At 33.8% G+C, this 16968-nt stretch carries 13 protein-coding genes and 1 tRNA gene; 7 read left to right on the top strand and 7 right to left on the bottom strand.

Annotated features, from left to right (window positions below; genetic code table 11):
- Positions 1-92 precede the first annotated feature (92 nt).
- Together PKC21_01045 and PKC21_01040 are read left to right on the top strand one after the other, a co-directional pair.
- A complete protein-coding gene (locus PKC21_01045) occupies positions 93-1484 on the top strand; it encodes a hypothetical protein (GenBank protein HMR23915.1) in 1392 nt (463 codons plus the stop codon).
- Positions 1485-1520: 36 nt separating this feature from the next.
- A complete protein-coding gene (locus PKC21_01040; GenBank protein ID HMR23914.1) occupies positions 1521-3302 on the top strand; it encodes a cyclic nucleotide-binding domain-containing protein in 1782 nt (593 codons plus the stop codon).
- 118 nt (positions 3303-3420) lie between these two features.
- Here the strand turns inward: PKC21_01040 and PKC21_01035 are convergent, their stop codons facing one another.
- The 3 genes from PKC21_01035 to PKC21_01025 all read right to left on the bottom strand — a co-directional run bounded on the left by PKC21_01035 (position 3421) and on the right by PKC21_01025 (position 5876).
- The gene (locus tag PKC21_01035; protein ID HMR23913.1) at positions 3421-3744 is read right to left on the bottom strand and encodes a hypothetical protein; all 324 of its coding nucleotides are present in this window, start codon (positions 3742-3744) and stop codon (positions 3421-3423) included.
- A 336-nt stretch (positions 3745-4080) separates the two neighbouring features.
- Positions 4081-5349, bottom strand: a complete 1269-nt coding sequence (locus PKC21_01030; GenBank protein HMR23912.1) for a hypothetical protein — start codon at positions 5347-5349, stop codon at positions 4081-4083.
- A gap of 44 nt (positions 5350-5393) precedes the next feature.
- Positions 5394-5876, bottom strand: a complete 483-nt coding sequence (locus PKC21_01025; protein ID HMR23911.1) for a hypothetical protein — start codon at positions 5874-5876, stop codon at positions 5394-5396.
- 303 nt (positions 5877-6179) lie between these two features.
- Between PKC21_01025 and PKC21_01020 the strand changes: the two genes are divergently transcribed.
- Positions 6180-6254, top strand: a tRNA-Arg gene (locus PKC21_01020).
- Between the two features lie 124 nt (positions 6255-6378).
- Here the strand turns inward: PKC21_01020 and smc are convergent.
- From smc to PKC21_01000, 4 genes are all read right to left on the bottom strand, one after another.
- A complete protein-coding gene (gene smc / locus PKC21_01015) occupies positions 6379-9987 on the bottom strand; it encodes a chromosome segregation protein SMC (protein HMR23910.1) in 3609 nt (1202 codons plus the stop codon).
- A 117-nt stretch (positions 9988-10104) separates the two neighbouring features.
- On the bottom strand, positions 10105-12048 hold the full coding sequence (locus PKC21_01010) for a hypothetical protein (protein ID HMR23909.1): 1944 nt from the start codon (positions 12046-12048) through the stop codon (positions 10105-10107).
- Positions 12049-12073: 25 nt separating this feature from the next.
- Positions 12074-13225, bottom strand: coding sequence for a hypothetical protein (locus tag PKC21_01005; protein ID HMR23908.1), 1152 nt, complete (start codon positions 13223-13225; stop codon positions 12074-12076).
- A gap of 110 nt (positions 13226-13335) precedes the next feature.
- Positions 13336-13800 carry an SH3 domain-containing protein gene (locus PKC21_01000; GenBank protein ID HMR23907.1) on the bottom strand — a complete coding sequence of 155 codons (465 nt, stop codon included), beginning with the start codon at positions 13798-13800 and terminating at the stop codon, positions 13336-13338.
- Between the two features lie 112 nt (positions 13801-13912).
- Here PKC21_01000 and PKC21_00995 point away from each other — a divergent pair, with 112 nt between their 5' ends.
- From PKC21_00995 to PKC21_00980, 4 genes are all read left to right on the top strand, one after another.
- Positions 13913-14593 (top strand): transglycosylase SLT domain-containing protein, encoded by a 681-nt coding sequence (locus tag PKC21_00995; GenBank protein HMR23906.1) that lies wholly within the window; start codon positions 13913-13915, stop codon positions 14591-14593.
- 46 nt (positions 14594-14639) lie between these two features.
- Complete coding sequence (locus PKC21_00990) at positions 14640-15047, top strand: GFA family protein (protein ID HMR23905.1); 408 nt, start codon at positions 14640-14642, stop codon at positions 15045-15047.
- A 69-nt stretch (positions 15048-15116) separates the two neighbouring features.
- A complete protein-coding gene (locus tag PKC21_00985; GenBank protein HMR23904.1) occupies positions 15117-16034 on the top strand; it encodes a GGDEF domain-containing protein in 918 nt (305 codons plus the stop codon).
- Positions 16027-16947: a tyrosine recombinase gene (locus PKC21_00980; protein HMR23903.1), complete on the top strand. Its 921-nt coding sequence runs from the start codon at positions 16027-16029 to the stop codon at positions 16945-16947. The genes PKC21_00985 and PKC21_00980 overlap by 8 nt, the downstream gene beginning before the upstream one ends.
- Positions 16948-16968 lie beyond the last annotated feature (21 nt).

Here is a 16968-nt window from a genome sequence, read left to right as displayed (position 1 = left end):
TATTTATGATTTTTACAATTAATTTATTATGCTTACTTGTCTTAAGCGTTTGTTATTGATCTAAGTTTCAGATAATACTATAAGACAGTTTTATGCAGTCGGCAAATTTTGAAATACCCTCTTTAAATACTGATTTTGGTAAAAAACTGCCTATAACAGGCAGTTTGATCAAAATTCCTGCTTATATTGTCATCTTAAATTGCTTTAAAAATAAGTTTTCAGGGAGAATTATTTTTGAAAACAAACAGCGAATTAAGCATGTTTACTTTGATCAAGGAAATATATTAAATATTCACTCTAATTTACAAGATGAATCGTTTAAAAATATAATTTTAAAAAAACAGTTACTTGAGTATGAAAAAACAAAAAAAGTGGCTGTCAAACTTGACGAAATTGAGGCATTTAGAAAAGAAAATATCCTTGAACACCACGAACAAGCAAAATATTTACTTAATCTAGACGATGAACAAGTAAAATCAATAGAAAAACATGTATGTTTAGAGAAACTCCTTGATCTACTAGGCTGGTTTCAGGGAGAATATTTAATTCAAGAAAATTACTCTCACAATATACCAGAAATACAGTTTGGTGTTTATTTAGAGATACTCTATAAAAACTTACAAAACTTTTTTTTACATGCTTTGCCTTTGTTTGAGCAACATTATCAAAGCCCTAAACTAGAAAAGAGTAAGTTTAAAGATAAAAACCAACTGATATTAACTTGTATTTCAAATGTTTTATCTAGCCTATCTTATTATAATGCAACGGGGATATTAACCTTACATAAAGATGATTTTATAAAAAAAATTACGTTTAAAAATGGCAATATACATCACATCCATTCTAATAAACCGCATGAGTCTTTAAAAACGACTTTATTACGCTGGAACTTTTTATCTTCTGAAAAAATTAATTATGTCTCTAGCTATTCAGATACAGAGTTAGAAAAACTTTTACTTGAAGATAAAAGTTTAACTCAACAAACTTTAGAACAAGCAAAAAAAATATTGATGTTTGAACAATATCTACAAATTTTTCATTGGAAAGTTGGGCACTACCATTTCCAAGGAGATCTATCTGCTAATGATACACAACCTCTACCATTTGATTTGCAAGACCCAAAATATTCAGCTCACCAAGATATCTTAAAAACAATCAATACACTTAAAAAAGATTCAATTTTTATAGTGTTTAAAAAAAACCTTTCTTTATTTAAAACTCTATGTGAAAACATTGGCTTTTCTGCAATTGAAAGTTCATTTTTAGATAATGAAGAGTTTACAATAGCACAAGACCCTTTGCTTGGGGTATCAACGCAAAATTTACATTATATGATCTGGGAAAAACTGTTGTTTTACACTTCACAACCTACCAGTGTTGTGTGTGTTTTACACAAATCCCTAGACGCAAACTTTTTAAAAGAAATACAACAAACTTTAAAAGAAAACTCTATAGATAACTTAGGATTTTTTGTTTTAAACTAAAGCTACAACTGATTAATGCTTTGCATGCGACTATAAATGCCGTATAATCAGGGCGAGTTTATGGATGATTTAAACCTAAACAACTTTTCTTCTATCAGTGCAGATGACCAAATTGAAGTTATCCAATCTCTATTTGATATTGGCGACCATAGTAAAGCTTTAAAAGTTTGTGATATAGCCTTAAAGCATTATCCTGAAAATACAGCCTTATCTATTCTAAAACATACCATTTTAGAAGGGCTTAAAGACTCAACGTCAAAAACAGAAACTATAAACCTTGCTTCTTTAAAACATAAAAAACGCCTAATTCACCGAATAGAAAGTATTGCCAATGTATTTTCTAAAACTAAAAAATTACATGATGCTATTGTACTTTATAAAATATTAAAAACTATTGATCCAGAAAACTTTCTTGCCTGTTTTAGACTTGGACAACTTTATTTCGATAACAGAGCCTATAGTGATGCAATCAAAGAATTTGAAGGTGCCCTTGCCATTGATCCGTTTCACATATTTACATTAAAAAAACTTGGTTTAGCCAACTACATTGAAGGTAAATATCTAGAAGCCTTAAATTTCTGGATGGATGGTTTAATCTTAACCATTCCTACCCATAACCAAGAAGATTTGATTTTTTTTCAAACCCATATCCGAAACGCTCAAAATAATATTCCTGGATTTAGTAAATCAGATAGAAATATTGTTTTTAAAAAAAGACAAAAACGTTTGGGACAATATATTCATGACTTAAAGCATAACCTACCATCCGCCACTGGGATAGATGTTTATAACTCTCTTGATCATTGGTTTGTTTCCGATGAGCAAGAAGCACAACCCATTATAAATCAAACAACTAAAATGACAAAAAGCCTTACTGAGCTACCTGAAACCTCAAAAATTTCAGCTATACAGGATTTTCAAAAGGATCCTGACTTAAAACCTCATAAAAGCAATCATGAACTAAAAGAGATTGCTGAAAAATTAAATCAATACACAATATTTAAAAATTTGAGCCCTGAAGAGCGTTTAAGTATTGCAAACTTCACATCATTTATTAGCCTAAGAGAAGATGCTTATGTTTTCCATGAAAATGAACCCTGTTATGGCATATACTTTATTGAAAGAGGTCTTGTAGAGTATTCAAATCAAAGTTTTAATTTATTTTTTTCGCAAGGACAGCTTTTTGGGCATGAAAATATTCTTATCCATGAAAAAAGTATGTTCACTGCCAAAGTGAAAAAAGAATGTGATCTTGTTTTTATTGATAAAGCTGGACTTGCATTGGTGTTTTCAAGAAATAAAACCCTAGCAATTCATTTTTTATGGTATTTTTGGAAATCTCTTATTTTTCAATATCAAGAGCTTCGTTATATTTTAGGTGAATACCATGCGGCTACGCCTTACATAAAAGCAAAAATTGAGCACTTACCTTCCATCCATTTAAGCCAAAAGCAACTTCACACCTTAAGTTCTGTTTGCTCTTATAGTGTTTTTCCAGAAAACACTTTATTGTTCAACTTTGACAGTAAACCCGCTGGACTTTATATTTTGATTGAAGGAAAAGTGAGTCTCATTCATAAAAACCTAAGCACTTCTATTGAAAAAGGCCAATACTTTGCTGAAATTTTTCTTGCAGATAAAAACATGCAGAGTACTTATCAAGCAAAAACAACTGAGAGTACATCAAAAATAATAAAAATTACGCACGAAACGCTTCAAAATTTAGCCAAAAAAGATGAGGTTGTTCGCTACGATTTTTTAACTGTTTTATGTAAAATGTACGCCTATAAGCTACAAACGCTCAAAAAACTAGGTTAAATTTTTCTGATCGTCTAAAAAAACTAAAAAAGCTTTCTGTCCCACGACAATACAAAAATGCCCAAACTTTATTAAGGTTTGGGCATTTTGTTATCTAACATTAACAGATAGATTTATATTATGAACGAACTTGTGTACGTGAAAAACCTGCTCTAGAAGAAAAAGTATTAATACTAGCAGCAACTTTTCTTTGGGTTTCATCTTTCAGTTTTGGTTTAGCTGAAACAGCTCCCATAGGCGCCTTTTTATTTTTGGCCTGGGCTGATTTTGTACTTGTTTTTTTCTTTTCAACATTTTTCATCACAATTGCTTTTTCTACTTCTTTAATCAATTGTTGTCTTCGTATCCCTTGAAAAGGCACGGAATATCTAGCCGCTGTTCTTCTCAGTTCAAAAAAATCCATACTACCTAACATTGTTCTTGTAATTTCTGCAAAAGTCATTTTACTCTCCTGTCATCCAAAATAAAAAATATAAAAAGTTTATGCTCTTATTTAATGCATGCTTCATGCCTAAACTGATTTTAAAAATCATTTTTTTTTAATAAAAACTTTTTATTTTCAAACACTTACAGCTGTTAGCTTATGTTTAGCATGACTAGCTTTAAAAGTGTGTACCAAACCTACCCCAAAATTTTATCTATGTCGCAATAAAATTTATCGGTTCGGAGACTGAATCATAATACTTGCGTAAGCAAAAAAGCAAGGCATTTTTTTATTTTTTTTATAAAAATTTTTAATATTAAAATAGGGTATTTTTATAGTACGAAAAGCCACTTATTAACAATTGTTATTGTAATAACATGGATTAATGTTTTGACAACCCCATGGACTTCCTGGGTGAGAACTACCTGCAACACAAGGTTCTGAGCCACCTAAATTATAATTATTGTAGGTTTGCCCGTAATTTAAATAGTGTCCATAGGCCGCCATAGGCTGACCTGCATATGTACCTATATGACTTTGAGATCCAATTGAATAGTTCGGTGCACCACCAACCACAACATTCCCTGCTGATGATGTTGTGTAGGTTGGTCTTGAAGCACCCATAACATAGGTCCCTCCATTACTAACCGTATAGTTGCCCCCAGCATTGACGTTAACATTTGGAAAGATAGATCCTACAGAAAAGTTAGGGACCATATTCGCAAGAGATGCTCCTAAACCATCGAGTGTTGCTTTACCACTGGCTTTAAAATTGGCTCCACTTTGCTTTAAACTACCCAAAAAATTGCCAAAGTTTGCTCTAAACTGAGGGTTACAATTACTTTGTTGAATCTGATGTTGGTTTGTACAAGGCTGATCCAAAGGTTGCACAATTGTATAAATATATTTATTATTTTTACCTGGTGCCAAATTGTATTGATAAGATTTATCGATGTTTGATACTGACCAAACTTGTGTAGCATCTAAACGACAAGGCTGATCTGCAGGCTTATTATGACAATAAACAAAAGGATTAGCTCCACCCGGATGTTGTGGATACTGCCCAGAAGCTCCAGCATGTCCTGATGGGAAGTTTTGGGCATTAAAATATGGGCTTTGAAACGCAATATGTGAACGGGTTGGGTCTAAGTAACCTGTTAACTCTGGCCACCAATCTTCATGCGCTGGCCATGCAATTCTACCAGAATAACCATAAGCACTAAATGTATCAATGGGTCTTAAATCTTCATCAACCCTGCAACCCCGACAATTTTGATAAATAATTTGATAGCAGCGTTGACCATCTGGATGAGAGTAATCTACTGGTCCACCTAATAAACGACGACAATACTCATATTCCTGCATATGTTGTGGAACATTGGCCAGTGAGCCATTGTTATTACTTAGCCCACTGTTATTGGTGTTTTCTCCTGTATTTAAATTATTATTTTGACTGCCTGAACGAGTCTCTACCGTAGCTCCATTGGTCACTGATGATCCTTCGGGCCTAAAAATTTCTTGTTGCTGAGGTCTTTGTTCACAAGCAGACATAACCAATGCCAAAACATATATAGGCATCAACAATCTAAAGTTTAATTCAATTTTTTTAAGGGTCTTTTTCATAATGGTTTTAATTGAATATATTTTAAATCACAAAGCTCAGTGTATTACTGCACTCGAGCGCAAAAATCCCCTTCCATAAATCCGTTGGTTCCAAAACCTAAATTTAATTTAAAGTAATCCACACACACCTGTCCTCCAGGAACATTGGTGATTGAAGAAAAAACCACAATACTACCCGCTAAAATACCGACAGTGTTACCATTAACCGTTGCTTCCACTGAATCAAATGGCGATAGCAATGGATCAAGATTTGCACCTAAAAAGTTATCATAAATATTAACCACATCGGCTATATTGAAGCGAACAGTATCACTGATACCGCTACCATTTTGAATCAATATGATGCAGGACATTCCATTATTACCAAAATTAAAGTCATTGATACAATCAACGTCTCGTATTCTTACTTCTTGCTCTTGGCCATTGATCACCAAACGAACAGAACCAAATTCATTTTGTGCACAAGACGCCAAAAATGTAAGCATAAGCAGCAAAAAGATTTTTAAGTGTTTCAATTTTTTCATCATCGTGTTCACCCTTGAGTTGTTTTTCTATCACTGCTTTCTATTAAGCAATGCTTATGCCAAAAAACACACCTGTAAGCTGCTGAAAATATTGTGTTTATTTTTACTAACTCTCATATTGAGACATTTTAGCCTCAGCAGACTGACTTCTACATATCAAAATTACGCAAAACGTCAATATATAATTTACATGCTATGCGAGCAATGAGGTCTAAGTCATATCTTAAAAGCCCCCATCTTAATTTTTTAAAAAGATTTTTGACATGGAAAACATTTAACCTTATAGCTAAGGATTAAAAAATCTAAGCTCTCATAGTTCAACGGATAGAATAAGGGATTCCTAATCCCTAGATCCAGGTTCGATCCCTGGTGGGAGCACCAAAGTAAATAGTTCAAATAATAAAGTTACTCTCTTATTAAACTTATGAAAAATACTTGTGCCCCACTCTAGCAGCCGTTACGAGCATAGCGAGTTTACGGATGCAGAGGAAGGGTATTCGATCCCTTAAGCTACTGAAGATGCCTGTTGAGTTTCGTTGGTTTCCAATTGTTCTACACCTTGATTAAGTTGAACTGAAACCGTTCTAGAAACACCGGGCTCCTCCATGGTAACTCCATAAAGGTTTTGCGCAATTTCCATTGTGGCTTTATTGTGTGTAATCACAATAAACTGAGTTTTTTGTGACATTTCTTTAACCATGCCCAGAAAACGTCCCACATTGGCATCATCCAAAGGTGCATCAACCTCATCCAATATACAAAATGGTGGTGCTTTAAAATCAAAAATAGAGAAAATTAAAGCAATCGCTGTCAAAGCCTTCTCCCCACCTGACATTAAGTTCATATTTTGTAATTTTTTTCCAGGAGGCTGCGCTACAATGTCAATTCCTGTTTCAAGTATGTTCTCATCTGAAGTCATGACTAACTTTGCTTTACCTCCACCAAAAAGTTTAGGGAAAAGCTCTTGGAAACGACCGTTAACTTTTTTATAGGTATCTAAAAACATCTCTTGCGTAGATTCATCAATATGTTCAATTGCTGTATTTAAATCATTAAGCGTATTTTCTAAATCTGCCTTTTGCTCACTTAAAAAACTAAACCGCTCTTCAAGTTCAGCTAACTCTTCTAAGGCACCCAAATTAACATGTCCCATAGCATTGAGACTATTTCTTAACTTTTGTAGTTCTTGGTTGCTTTGACCAAGTGTGCTTTCCTCTAAATCTTCATAATACTGATCAATGCAATCATGTAAGTTTAACTCGTAGCGTTCTGTAACTTGTTCTAGCAGGCGCTCTAACTTATAATCTTCTTCTTGAATATCCATTTGTATTTTATTAATCTGAGCCACAACGTGTTCTTTTGCTGAGCGATAACCTTTAAGCTGCTCTTCATCCGTTCTAAGTTTCTCTGCAAGGGTGTCATGCTCAATTTTTACAACATTCAAATGAGTTTCAGATTCTGTGAATTCTTGTAAGATGTTTTCACGTTTTTCTTTTAATGAAATAACATTATGAGAAATTTCTTGTGCTTGCTCAATGCGTTCATTTGACTTTAACTTTAATGTTTCTGCCTCTTCTTTTGCTAAAGACTTTTGTTGATCTAAAGACTCCAACTCCTTTTTTAATGCATCTTGTCTTTCATCTAAACTGGCTTTCTTAATTTTGATTTCAGTCAAACGTTGATTATGAACTTCATACGAAGCTCTCATTTCAGTGATTTCTTGCGTAAAGGCTTCCTCTTTGCTTAAGAAGTTATTCTTATGCTCTAACAAAGTTTCATACTCAATCTGCATTGATTCTAAAGCCACTTTATTTTGCTCAATATCGTTGAGATAACTTTGTTTTTGATTAAATAATTCTTGAAGAAATGAATTTTTATATTTCTGTGTTTCACCAAGACTTAACAACTCTTTTTCATGACTGGTTTTTTGTTGACTATGACTCTTAATATCTTCTGATAAACCTTCAATTTGTGCTTTTAAACTTAAAATTCTTTCTTGAATTTTTTCTAGTTCATAGCTTAATTTATCAGAGCGTTGACGTTTTTCTTCAACACGCTCTTTAAGTTCATTCACTTGGTTATGAATCTCTAAAACGCCTTGTTGCTCTTCATTTTTACCACCTGTAATAATACCATTACGGGATATTCTATCCCCTTCAAGAGTAACCATGGTTTCCTGTGTTCCTTTTTTCCATAAATCAAGAGCATCACTTAAAGAGGGAACTAAATATATAGTGCTTAAGACTTGTTCTATTAACTTATTAAAGGTGCCTTTGGCTTTTACATGCTTAATAATACTATTTTGATTGGCTGTTTTTTGATCTGTCTTGCGAGTCAAATGAAAAGCTTCATCCTTCTCAATTAAAAATGAGCTTCTTCCTTCTCCAGCATCACTTTTTAAATAGTCAATGGTTTTTACAACATCATCTGAATCTTCAACAACAATACATTGTACAAATTCATTTAAAGCAGCATAAGCTGCTTTTTCGTAACCAGGCTCAACTTCAAGCATATCACCTAAAATACCTTGTACTCTGCCAACATTACCTGAGTCTTTCTCCTTCATGATGCTTTGCACACCCTTTTCATAACCTTGATATGAATCAATAAACTCTTGTAAAGTATTTAAACGAGAAGCATCGCGTTCAATTTCATTGTTGATTTGAATCAGTTCTTGATGACATTTTTCTTTATCTAAGTTTAAATGTTCCAACTCATCTTCAGCAGAAATTTTACTTTCTTCAAACTCAAGTACCATTTGATTGCTTTGCTCAAAAGCTTCTTCTTTTTCAGATAAACTACTTGATAGTTGATTGACCTCTTCTTGAGTTTCATTTACTCTTTCATTGATATCTTGCAACTTCACATCTAGTGAACGATTCTGTTCTTCTAAACTTTGTTTGTTATTTTTAATCTCTGCTTCACGTGTTAGGTGTTGCATATTTTTAGTTTTGAGTTCAGATAAAGCTTGTTCTAAATTTAGTAGAGTACTCTTGAGCTGGCTTTCTTTTTCAATATCTGTATTAAGATTATCTGCAATTTCTTCTAACTCTAAAGTAGATTGTTTTATACTGTTTGAAACATTGACATGTTGGAGATCTAAATCTTCGTATTTTTGTAATAAAATTGCAGCTCTCTCTTTTTCTTCCTGAGCTGTTTCTAATAACTGAGACTGTTTAAGTTGTTGGTTACTAGCTTCATTTTCTAAATTTTGAATAGTGGTTTTTTGTTCAAAAACTTTTTCCTGCATCCGTTCAAGCTTTTTTTCAAATTCAAGCAAACGTAATTTCTCAGTTTCATATTGTGATTCATTTGAAAGTAACTTAGACTCTTCTGCGCTTAAAGAGTCTTTCAAACGAGTATGAGTGGATCTTAACTCTTCTAAGACCAATTCACTTTTTTTCCAAGCATAACTTAATAGTTTTAAATCCAACTGTTTTACATCTTCTTTAAGAACTTTATATTTTTCAGCTTTTTCAGCTTGTTTTTTTAAAGACGCTGTCTGACGTGTCAACTCTTTAATAATATCATTCACCCGTAATAAATTTTGTTGCGTATGCTCCATCTTTTTCAAAGCAGCTTTTTTACGGGCTTTAAATTTGGTAATACCAGACGCTTCTTCAATAATTAAACGTCTATCCTCAGGACGACTAGATACAATAGCTCCAACACGACCTTGTTCAATAATCGAATACGATGATTTTCCTATACCCGTATCCAAAAATAAATCTGTTATATCTTTCAGTCTACACGCCGATTTATTAATATAAAACTCACTTGAACCATCTCTAAATATTTTTCTTTGTACTACAATTTCTGCAAAATCTTTGTATTGCACTGGCCCTAAACTTGACTCATTGTCTAAAGTTAAAAGCACTTCCATCATGCTCGTAGGAGGTCTTTTTTCACTTCCAGCAAAAATAAGATCTTCCATGCTCTTTCCACGCAGTTCTTTATAGCTTAATTCACCTGTTATCCATTTAAGCGCATCAACCACATTACTTTTTCCACAACCATTAGGCCCAACAATAGAAGTAATTGGAACATCAAACTGAAATGCAGTTTTTTCTAAAAACGATTTAAAGCCTAATAATTCTAGTTTTTTTATTCTCACTGATGCTCCCTAATGAAAAAATCTTTGCAATGATTGCGCAATGCTCATATCAAATTACGCATAAAAATGAAATTGAAAAAAAAGTTTTAATTTAAGTTTTTCTTTAATTTAGTTGTGTTAAAGAATTGTTTTTACTAAATTATTTTTATCTAAATCAATCAACAAAACTCTACCTGTTGATTCTTGAATCAAATACGCTTCATTCCGATTATTGATAGTATTATCAAAGTAGACTGCCCCAACGATATTAGACCTCAAAGTTATATCTCTTGTATCCATACTGGTGATTCCATCGTTTGTTCGAAAAGAAAAAAAGTCACCTGATGTGGTTTGATAGGTATTGGAGTCTCTAATCAAAAATGTTAATTCACCTTGATCAGAATCATAAGCCAGATTTTCAACAGCCCTATTCATCTGTTCACCAGATATTGATCCCTTTACAATATAACTGTCATTTGCTTTAATCGTAAATAAAACACTGCCGGAAAATATTGAGTTGTTGTTTAATTGCACCGTATCAGTATCAACGATTTGACTCACTGTAAGTGTCTCCTGACTCATTCCAGACTGAAGTATAACTTGATCCCCCACAGCAATATTACTTGCTAAAAAGTCAACACCAACAGCATCTAGAAGATTGCCGGAAACACTCGCATCCAGTTCAACCATATTTGAGACACTTCCTTCATAAATAAGTTGCCAACTTTCAGTCATAGTTGCCCCATCTTGAGTGCTTAGACCAATGACTTCTGGTTCAGAAAAAGCACCCACATCATAAAACTCAATTTTACCTTGAATAAAAGATTCCTTGCCTCCACTGTTGATTGAAAAATCAATTCGCTTCAAACTGGATATATCAAAAGCGTCAACGGTTCCTGACCTTGAGTACATCAATATTCTATCTTTTCCACTATCACTGTAATCGGTTAAACCCAATGTAAATGATTCCATAAAGATTTGTTTTTCTATGATTTGACTGTTTGAATTGTAAACCAATAGTTTTTCTTCTGCTTTTAAAGCCAGCAATAATGTATCCACCCCCAAACCAACTGCAGATGTGACTTTAGCTGGTAATGGAATGTTTTCTACGCTCTGCATGGCAAAATCAAAAACATATATCTGATCTTGCACAGTGTCTGGAATATACCACAATCCTCCTTGAACTGTAGCCGCCCTAACATTGCTTGCACCCGTAATAGTAATACTTGAAGTAAATGACATACTATTGAGATCAAAAACTTCAATACTGGGTGAATCATTGAGCAAAATAAACGCTTGATCCTCAACAATGTGTATATCTACCGCTTCGCTTGGTAGATCTATATAAGATGCAGAACACGTAAACCATGTTAATTGATCCTTGTTGCTGGTATCTAAAGAGCCTGGTTCAATGATAAAGCTATGAAGTCCATCATCAGAAGTAAAAATATTATTTTCTTTGGCTTTAGCGTTTTGCTCACCTGTTTTTGAATTTATAATTTGGTATGAATTTAATTTACTGTTGTATATGGCTTCCCAAGTTTGGCAAGTGCTATCAGCATCAACAACAAAGTCATGGACATCTGGCGCCTGATTCAATGTTTCAACAATTCCACGTCCAGCATTTTCAAATATAGCTCTTGTATACAAACCTTCCCTATTGCTAGACAAGTCAACAAACTCAAACTGAGGATTATTACCAGCAATAAAGTCAACGGCATACATGCGATTGTTTTCATTTTCTATGAGCCAAACTCTTTTTTCATTGCTAGACTTTTCTTCTACTGCCAAAGCAACTGGATTCCCTCCCACTGGAATTAGTGTCATGGGCGCGTCATCTGCCTGAGTAAGGTCTATAAAATCTTGCTTTTGACTGTTAATAAATGCCAAGCCTTTATTAACCTGATCCAACACTGCAATAATATACGTTTGTTTGCCTTGAACTTGAGCTGTATTTTCAAAATTCTGAATATCAATCGGTTTATTTAATGGATGAAATGTCGATTGTCGATTACCTGAGCATGCACTAAGCACAATGAGACAACTTAGAAAACAATAGATTAAGTTAACTTTGCATTTCATTTTTATTACCCTTTCCAAAGCATTCTTACTCAATCATACCCACTTGCATGTAGCTTGATGTATCTACAACAGCGACATGACTAGATAAAAACTCACAGACATATACAAAACTACCATCTTCAGAAAATACAAGCTTTGCTGGCCCCAAACCATCAAGTGAAATTTCATACAGTTTATTTAAAGTATTGGTATCAAATACCCAAACTTGGTTTAGATCATACATCCCAACCCAAAGTTGTTGTTCATCAGGGCTCAAAGCCATATATTCTGCGCCAGAAGGCAATGAAACCTGATCAAGCCACTGGACAGGAGATTCTTCTAAAAGAATATTGTTGTTCACAACTTGACTGATATCTATTTTATTTAAGCTGTCATTGGCTTGATGTAAAAAGTAAAGCTGTTGATTACTATCAATTAACATGTCTCGCAAACCACCCGTTGAAAAATAATTAAGCAATGAAAATGTCTGTTCAATTTCTCTATCCCATAAATCAATGGTAAAAATAACGTTATTGATAAATGAAGCCACATAAGCAAATCTATTATTACTAGGGTCTAAAGCTATACGCCCTGCCCCAATACCCAATAAAGTTTGATCCAGATCAAAAGCAGTTAAACCAACCAGTGGTAAGCCAAAGCGATCATCTTGCGGAAATAAATCTTGAACTGTAAAATTATCTAAATTTAAAAATGTAATTGTACCATCTATATAATTACTAATAATTGCGTGTTCATCACTGTTGGCATTGGTGTATACTTGTATATCAGAGGGTTCTTCGTCAGCAACAACTGCATTTTTAATCTCAAGTTGGGAATTTAAAGTTCTTTTACTTAAAGAAAACTGATCAATCCCGCCTGTCCCTAAATCATAATCAAAAACTTGCACAACATCATTGGCTCGATCTCCAACTAAAATGAGTTGTCGTTGTTCATCAACAGCCAAACTGCTGGCAAAATTTGGGAAAAAAACAGATTTATCTACATTAATACTATTGCTAGTTAAATCAATCACAGCAATCGACGCTATAGAGCTGGTTAAATTGACATTGCTGTTTAACACTAAACCGATATCCGTTCCTGGGATTTGGACAAAGTCTATGGGGGCGTTGATTTCTATATCACCGCTGTTATTAAATAAGGATGCTTCTCCACATGCAAATAGAAGCAAACAAACCATGAAAATAAGATTCTTCATTATGGGCTAACTATAGTAAAGCCTAAAATTACTCAAGATTTATTGCTTATTATTGGCTAGAAGGCGTAAATTGATCGTGTTTAAGCATAGTGTTACTTATAACGTTGATAACGATCGTATACTTTAGGTCTATCTGAATCATTTTTTTTGTATGCTTTTTGATTGAGATTAGCTGGGGCCTCTATGACTTCAAGAGTAGTCGAAGGTTTTTTTAATGGTTTAGCTTGAGCTTTCTTAATTTTTAAACGCAGACTTTTAGACCAAATCCAAGCTTTTTTATTTTTATAGATAACATGATACCACTTTTTTTTATACCAACCTATAACCTGTACTGTTTGATTTTTCTCAAGGCGACCCAGTATTTTATATGCAGTTGACGGTTTTTGCCTAACATTTACTGTATTAAGTGCAATACCGTAAACAGGTCTTTTAACCGTTTTATACTCCCTGGCGTACAGTATATTAGCGTATGTTTGTGCAAGAAAGCCAAATAACACATACCGTAAAACTTTTGGCAGCAATTGTTTTGTGACCCAGTTGTCGCAATAGTGACTCATAAAACCTCAATCTAACTTTTATTAAATCATGTAACTATATAAAAATAAAGCATTTTTTTCATTTTACTTTGGCATAGTACCTGCACTATATAGTGCAAAGGGAAATGAAATTATGTTTGTAATATTAAGTAGAAAATATTTTGGTTTTAATATCTTAGCGGTGGTGTTGGTTTTAGCCTACTTTTATAAGAGTAACAAAATCAGCCTTCAAGATATTAAAAATAGTCAACAATTGGTGATTGAAACCAGTCAACAAATAAAAGAAGCGGCAGTTAATCTACCGTATCAAGAACTTATCGAAGACACTGCTAAGCATTTACAAATGGATGAAGAGCTGATTGCCTCTATTGTTTTTGTTGAATCCTCATTTAGAAAGAATGCTAAAAGCTCAGTTGGAGCACAAGGCCTGATGCAAATCATGCCTATTGTTGCGCGTGAGTATAATGTAAAAAATGCTTTTAACCCTCAAGACAACTTAAAAGCTGGTGCTGCACATTTTAAAAACTGGATGCGTGTTATTGAAGCTGAGACCTATGAAGATCAAATCAAAATGACCCTTGCCGCCTACAATGCTGGTTTAGGACATTTAAGAGATGCCCAACGTTTGGCCATTAAACTTGATCTTAACCCTCATCGCTGGGATCATGTTAAAAAAGCTTTTTTACTTTTAGAACAAAAAAAATATTATAAAAAAGCTAAATTTGGTTATTGTCAGGGTCGTGAAGTGAATAAATACGTAAAAAAAGTTTACTCAACTTATTTGGCTTACAAGCACTCTGTTTTTAATGCATAATCAATCATTCTAGACAAAAACCAGCTTAATCGTTAGGTTTATTCAGATGAAAAATCAACCTTTAGATGGTCACTGTCATTGTAAACATGTGTCATGGCAATACCTGTCCCTGCCAGATAACATTACCGCCTGTAATTGTACTGTATGTAGCCGATATGGTGTTTTATGGGCTTATGGTTACCTCAATGATACCGTCAAAGTATATGGCAAAACCAAATGTTACACCCGAGGCGATAAGGAACTATCCTTTCATTTTTGTAATACTTGTGGTTGCGTCGCCTATTGGCTAGCCAATTATCCTAGAGATAATGGTCAATTTAGAATTGCAGTAAACATGCGTTTAATTGATCAACCTGAAAAAATAAAGCTCATCCCCATAAGACATTTTGAAGGCTTACACAGTTTTAAAGACCTCCCAACGAACAAAACAAAGGTTAAAGACCTCTGGTTTTAAAAGATTATGTAAAAATATTCAGTCATGGATTGACCAAAGCTTAATAAGCTTGCTAAACTAAGGGTCTAGATGGCAGTCAAAGCAGAAAAAACTGATGAACGTACAGTTAGAAAAGATGTTCAAGATCTATTGAATAAAACCAGTGGCCTTAAAGCCTACTTTGTAGTCATTACCGGCCAAGATATCGGTAAAAAGTTTCCCATTCAAAAGTCAGAACTCAGTATTGGCAGGAGTGAAGCTTGCGACATTTATGTGAATGATGAAGATGTCTCAAGAAATCATGCCCTTATCAAGGTTTTACCTTCAGGTATTATTATTGAAGATCTAGAAAGCACAAATGGGACTTTGGTCAATGGCCAAGCCATTGCTAAAAAGACACTTTTAGACGATGGTGATCGTATCCAAGTAGGCAATGTTACGGTCTTTAAATTTCACTTTTTGGATGAACTTGAAGAAAACTACAATGAGCAACTTTACAAGGCTGCCAATAAAGATTATCTCACCGGTTGTTACAATAAAAAGTACTTTACTGATCGTTTAAAAATGGAAATCAGCCACACCAAACGTCACCAAAGTCCACTTTCACTCATGATTTTTGATGTGGATCATTTTAAAAAATTCAATGATACACATGGTCACGTTACCGGTGATATTATCTTGCAAAAATTAGCAGAAGAAATTGACTCTATAAAACGTCATGAAGATTTATTTGCTCGTTACGGTGGTGAAGAGTTTATTTTATTGCTCAGAGATACTCCTCAAGAGCGTGCAGTACAAATTGCTGAAAAAATTAGAGCACATATTGCAGATCTAGCCATTGAGGTGGAAGGACAAAAACTTGGTATTACCATAAGTATTGGAGTTGAAACATTTACAGGTAAAAATTATCAATCTGAAGAAGACTTTTTAAGAGGCGCTGACCACCTTTTGTATGAAGCTAAAAGAGCTGGTCGCAATAAAGTTTACTTTGAAAAGCACGATGCTTAATAATCTTTCCAGCCAGGGCCTTATTGAACATTTTTTAGAATACTTGCGTATAGAAAAAGATTACTCTGAACAGACGATTAGTTCTTATGAAAACGATCTTAGCTCTATTCTTAATTATTTTCAGATAGCTCATGCAAAAAACTTACAAAGTCTCAGCTTGGAACAGTTACAAGACTATTTAAAACATTTAAACAATAAAAACTATAAAAGCAGCAGCGTGGCACGTAAAATCTCGTGTTTAAGGTCTTTAGCAAAGTTTCTCACCCAAAATTACAACCTAACCATTGAGAGTGTATGGCATTTATCATTGCCAAAAAAACAGCTGGCTCTTCCTAAAGTCATTTCTCAAAGTAACATTGATGAGTTACTCAACCCTAAACACTTTAACCTTAAGCGTAAACAAGATGTTCGTAACCAATGCATTCTTGAGTTGTTTTACGCTTGTGGTTTGCGCGTTTCTGAGATCATCAGTTTAAAAACTCAAGATTTAGATATTCATCAAAATATCATAAAAGTTTTAGGAAAAGGCAATAAAGAACGTCTTATTCCTATTCACTCACAGGCCATAACTTGTATTGAATATTACTTTAAACATGCCCGAACTCAATATTTAAAAAAATCTGCTTCGTCTTATATATTTGTCAATAACAGAGGCAGTAAACTAAGCCGCCAAATGATATGGCATATGATTAAAAAACACAGCCAAAAAATACCGGGCTTGGCAAATATTTCACCGCATACTCTTAGGCATAGCTTTGCTAGTCATCTTCTTGCCCAAGGCGCTGATTTACGGTCTATCCAAAAAATGTTGGGTCATAGCAGTTTAAGCACCACTCAAATTTATACGCATATCCAAAAACAACAGTTACACAAGGTGTTCAACCAAGAGCATCCAAGAAATCAATCCAACTAAGTCACAAATAACCTCTGCAAG

It is taken from the genome of Oligoflexia bacterium, assembly GCA_035326705.1.
Classification (GTDB): Bacteria; Bdellovibrionota_G; JALEGL01; order JALEGL01; family JALEGL01; genus JALEGL01.
Note: the sequence above shows the minus strand (reverse complement) of the source record. Positions and strands in the feature narration are given on the sequence as shown.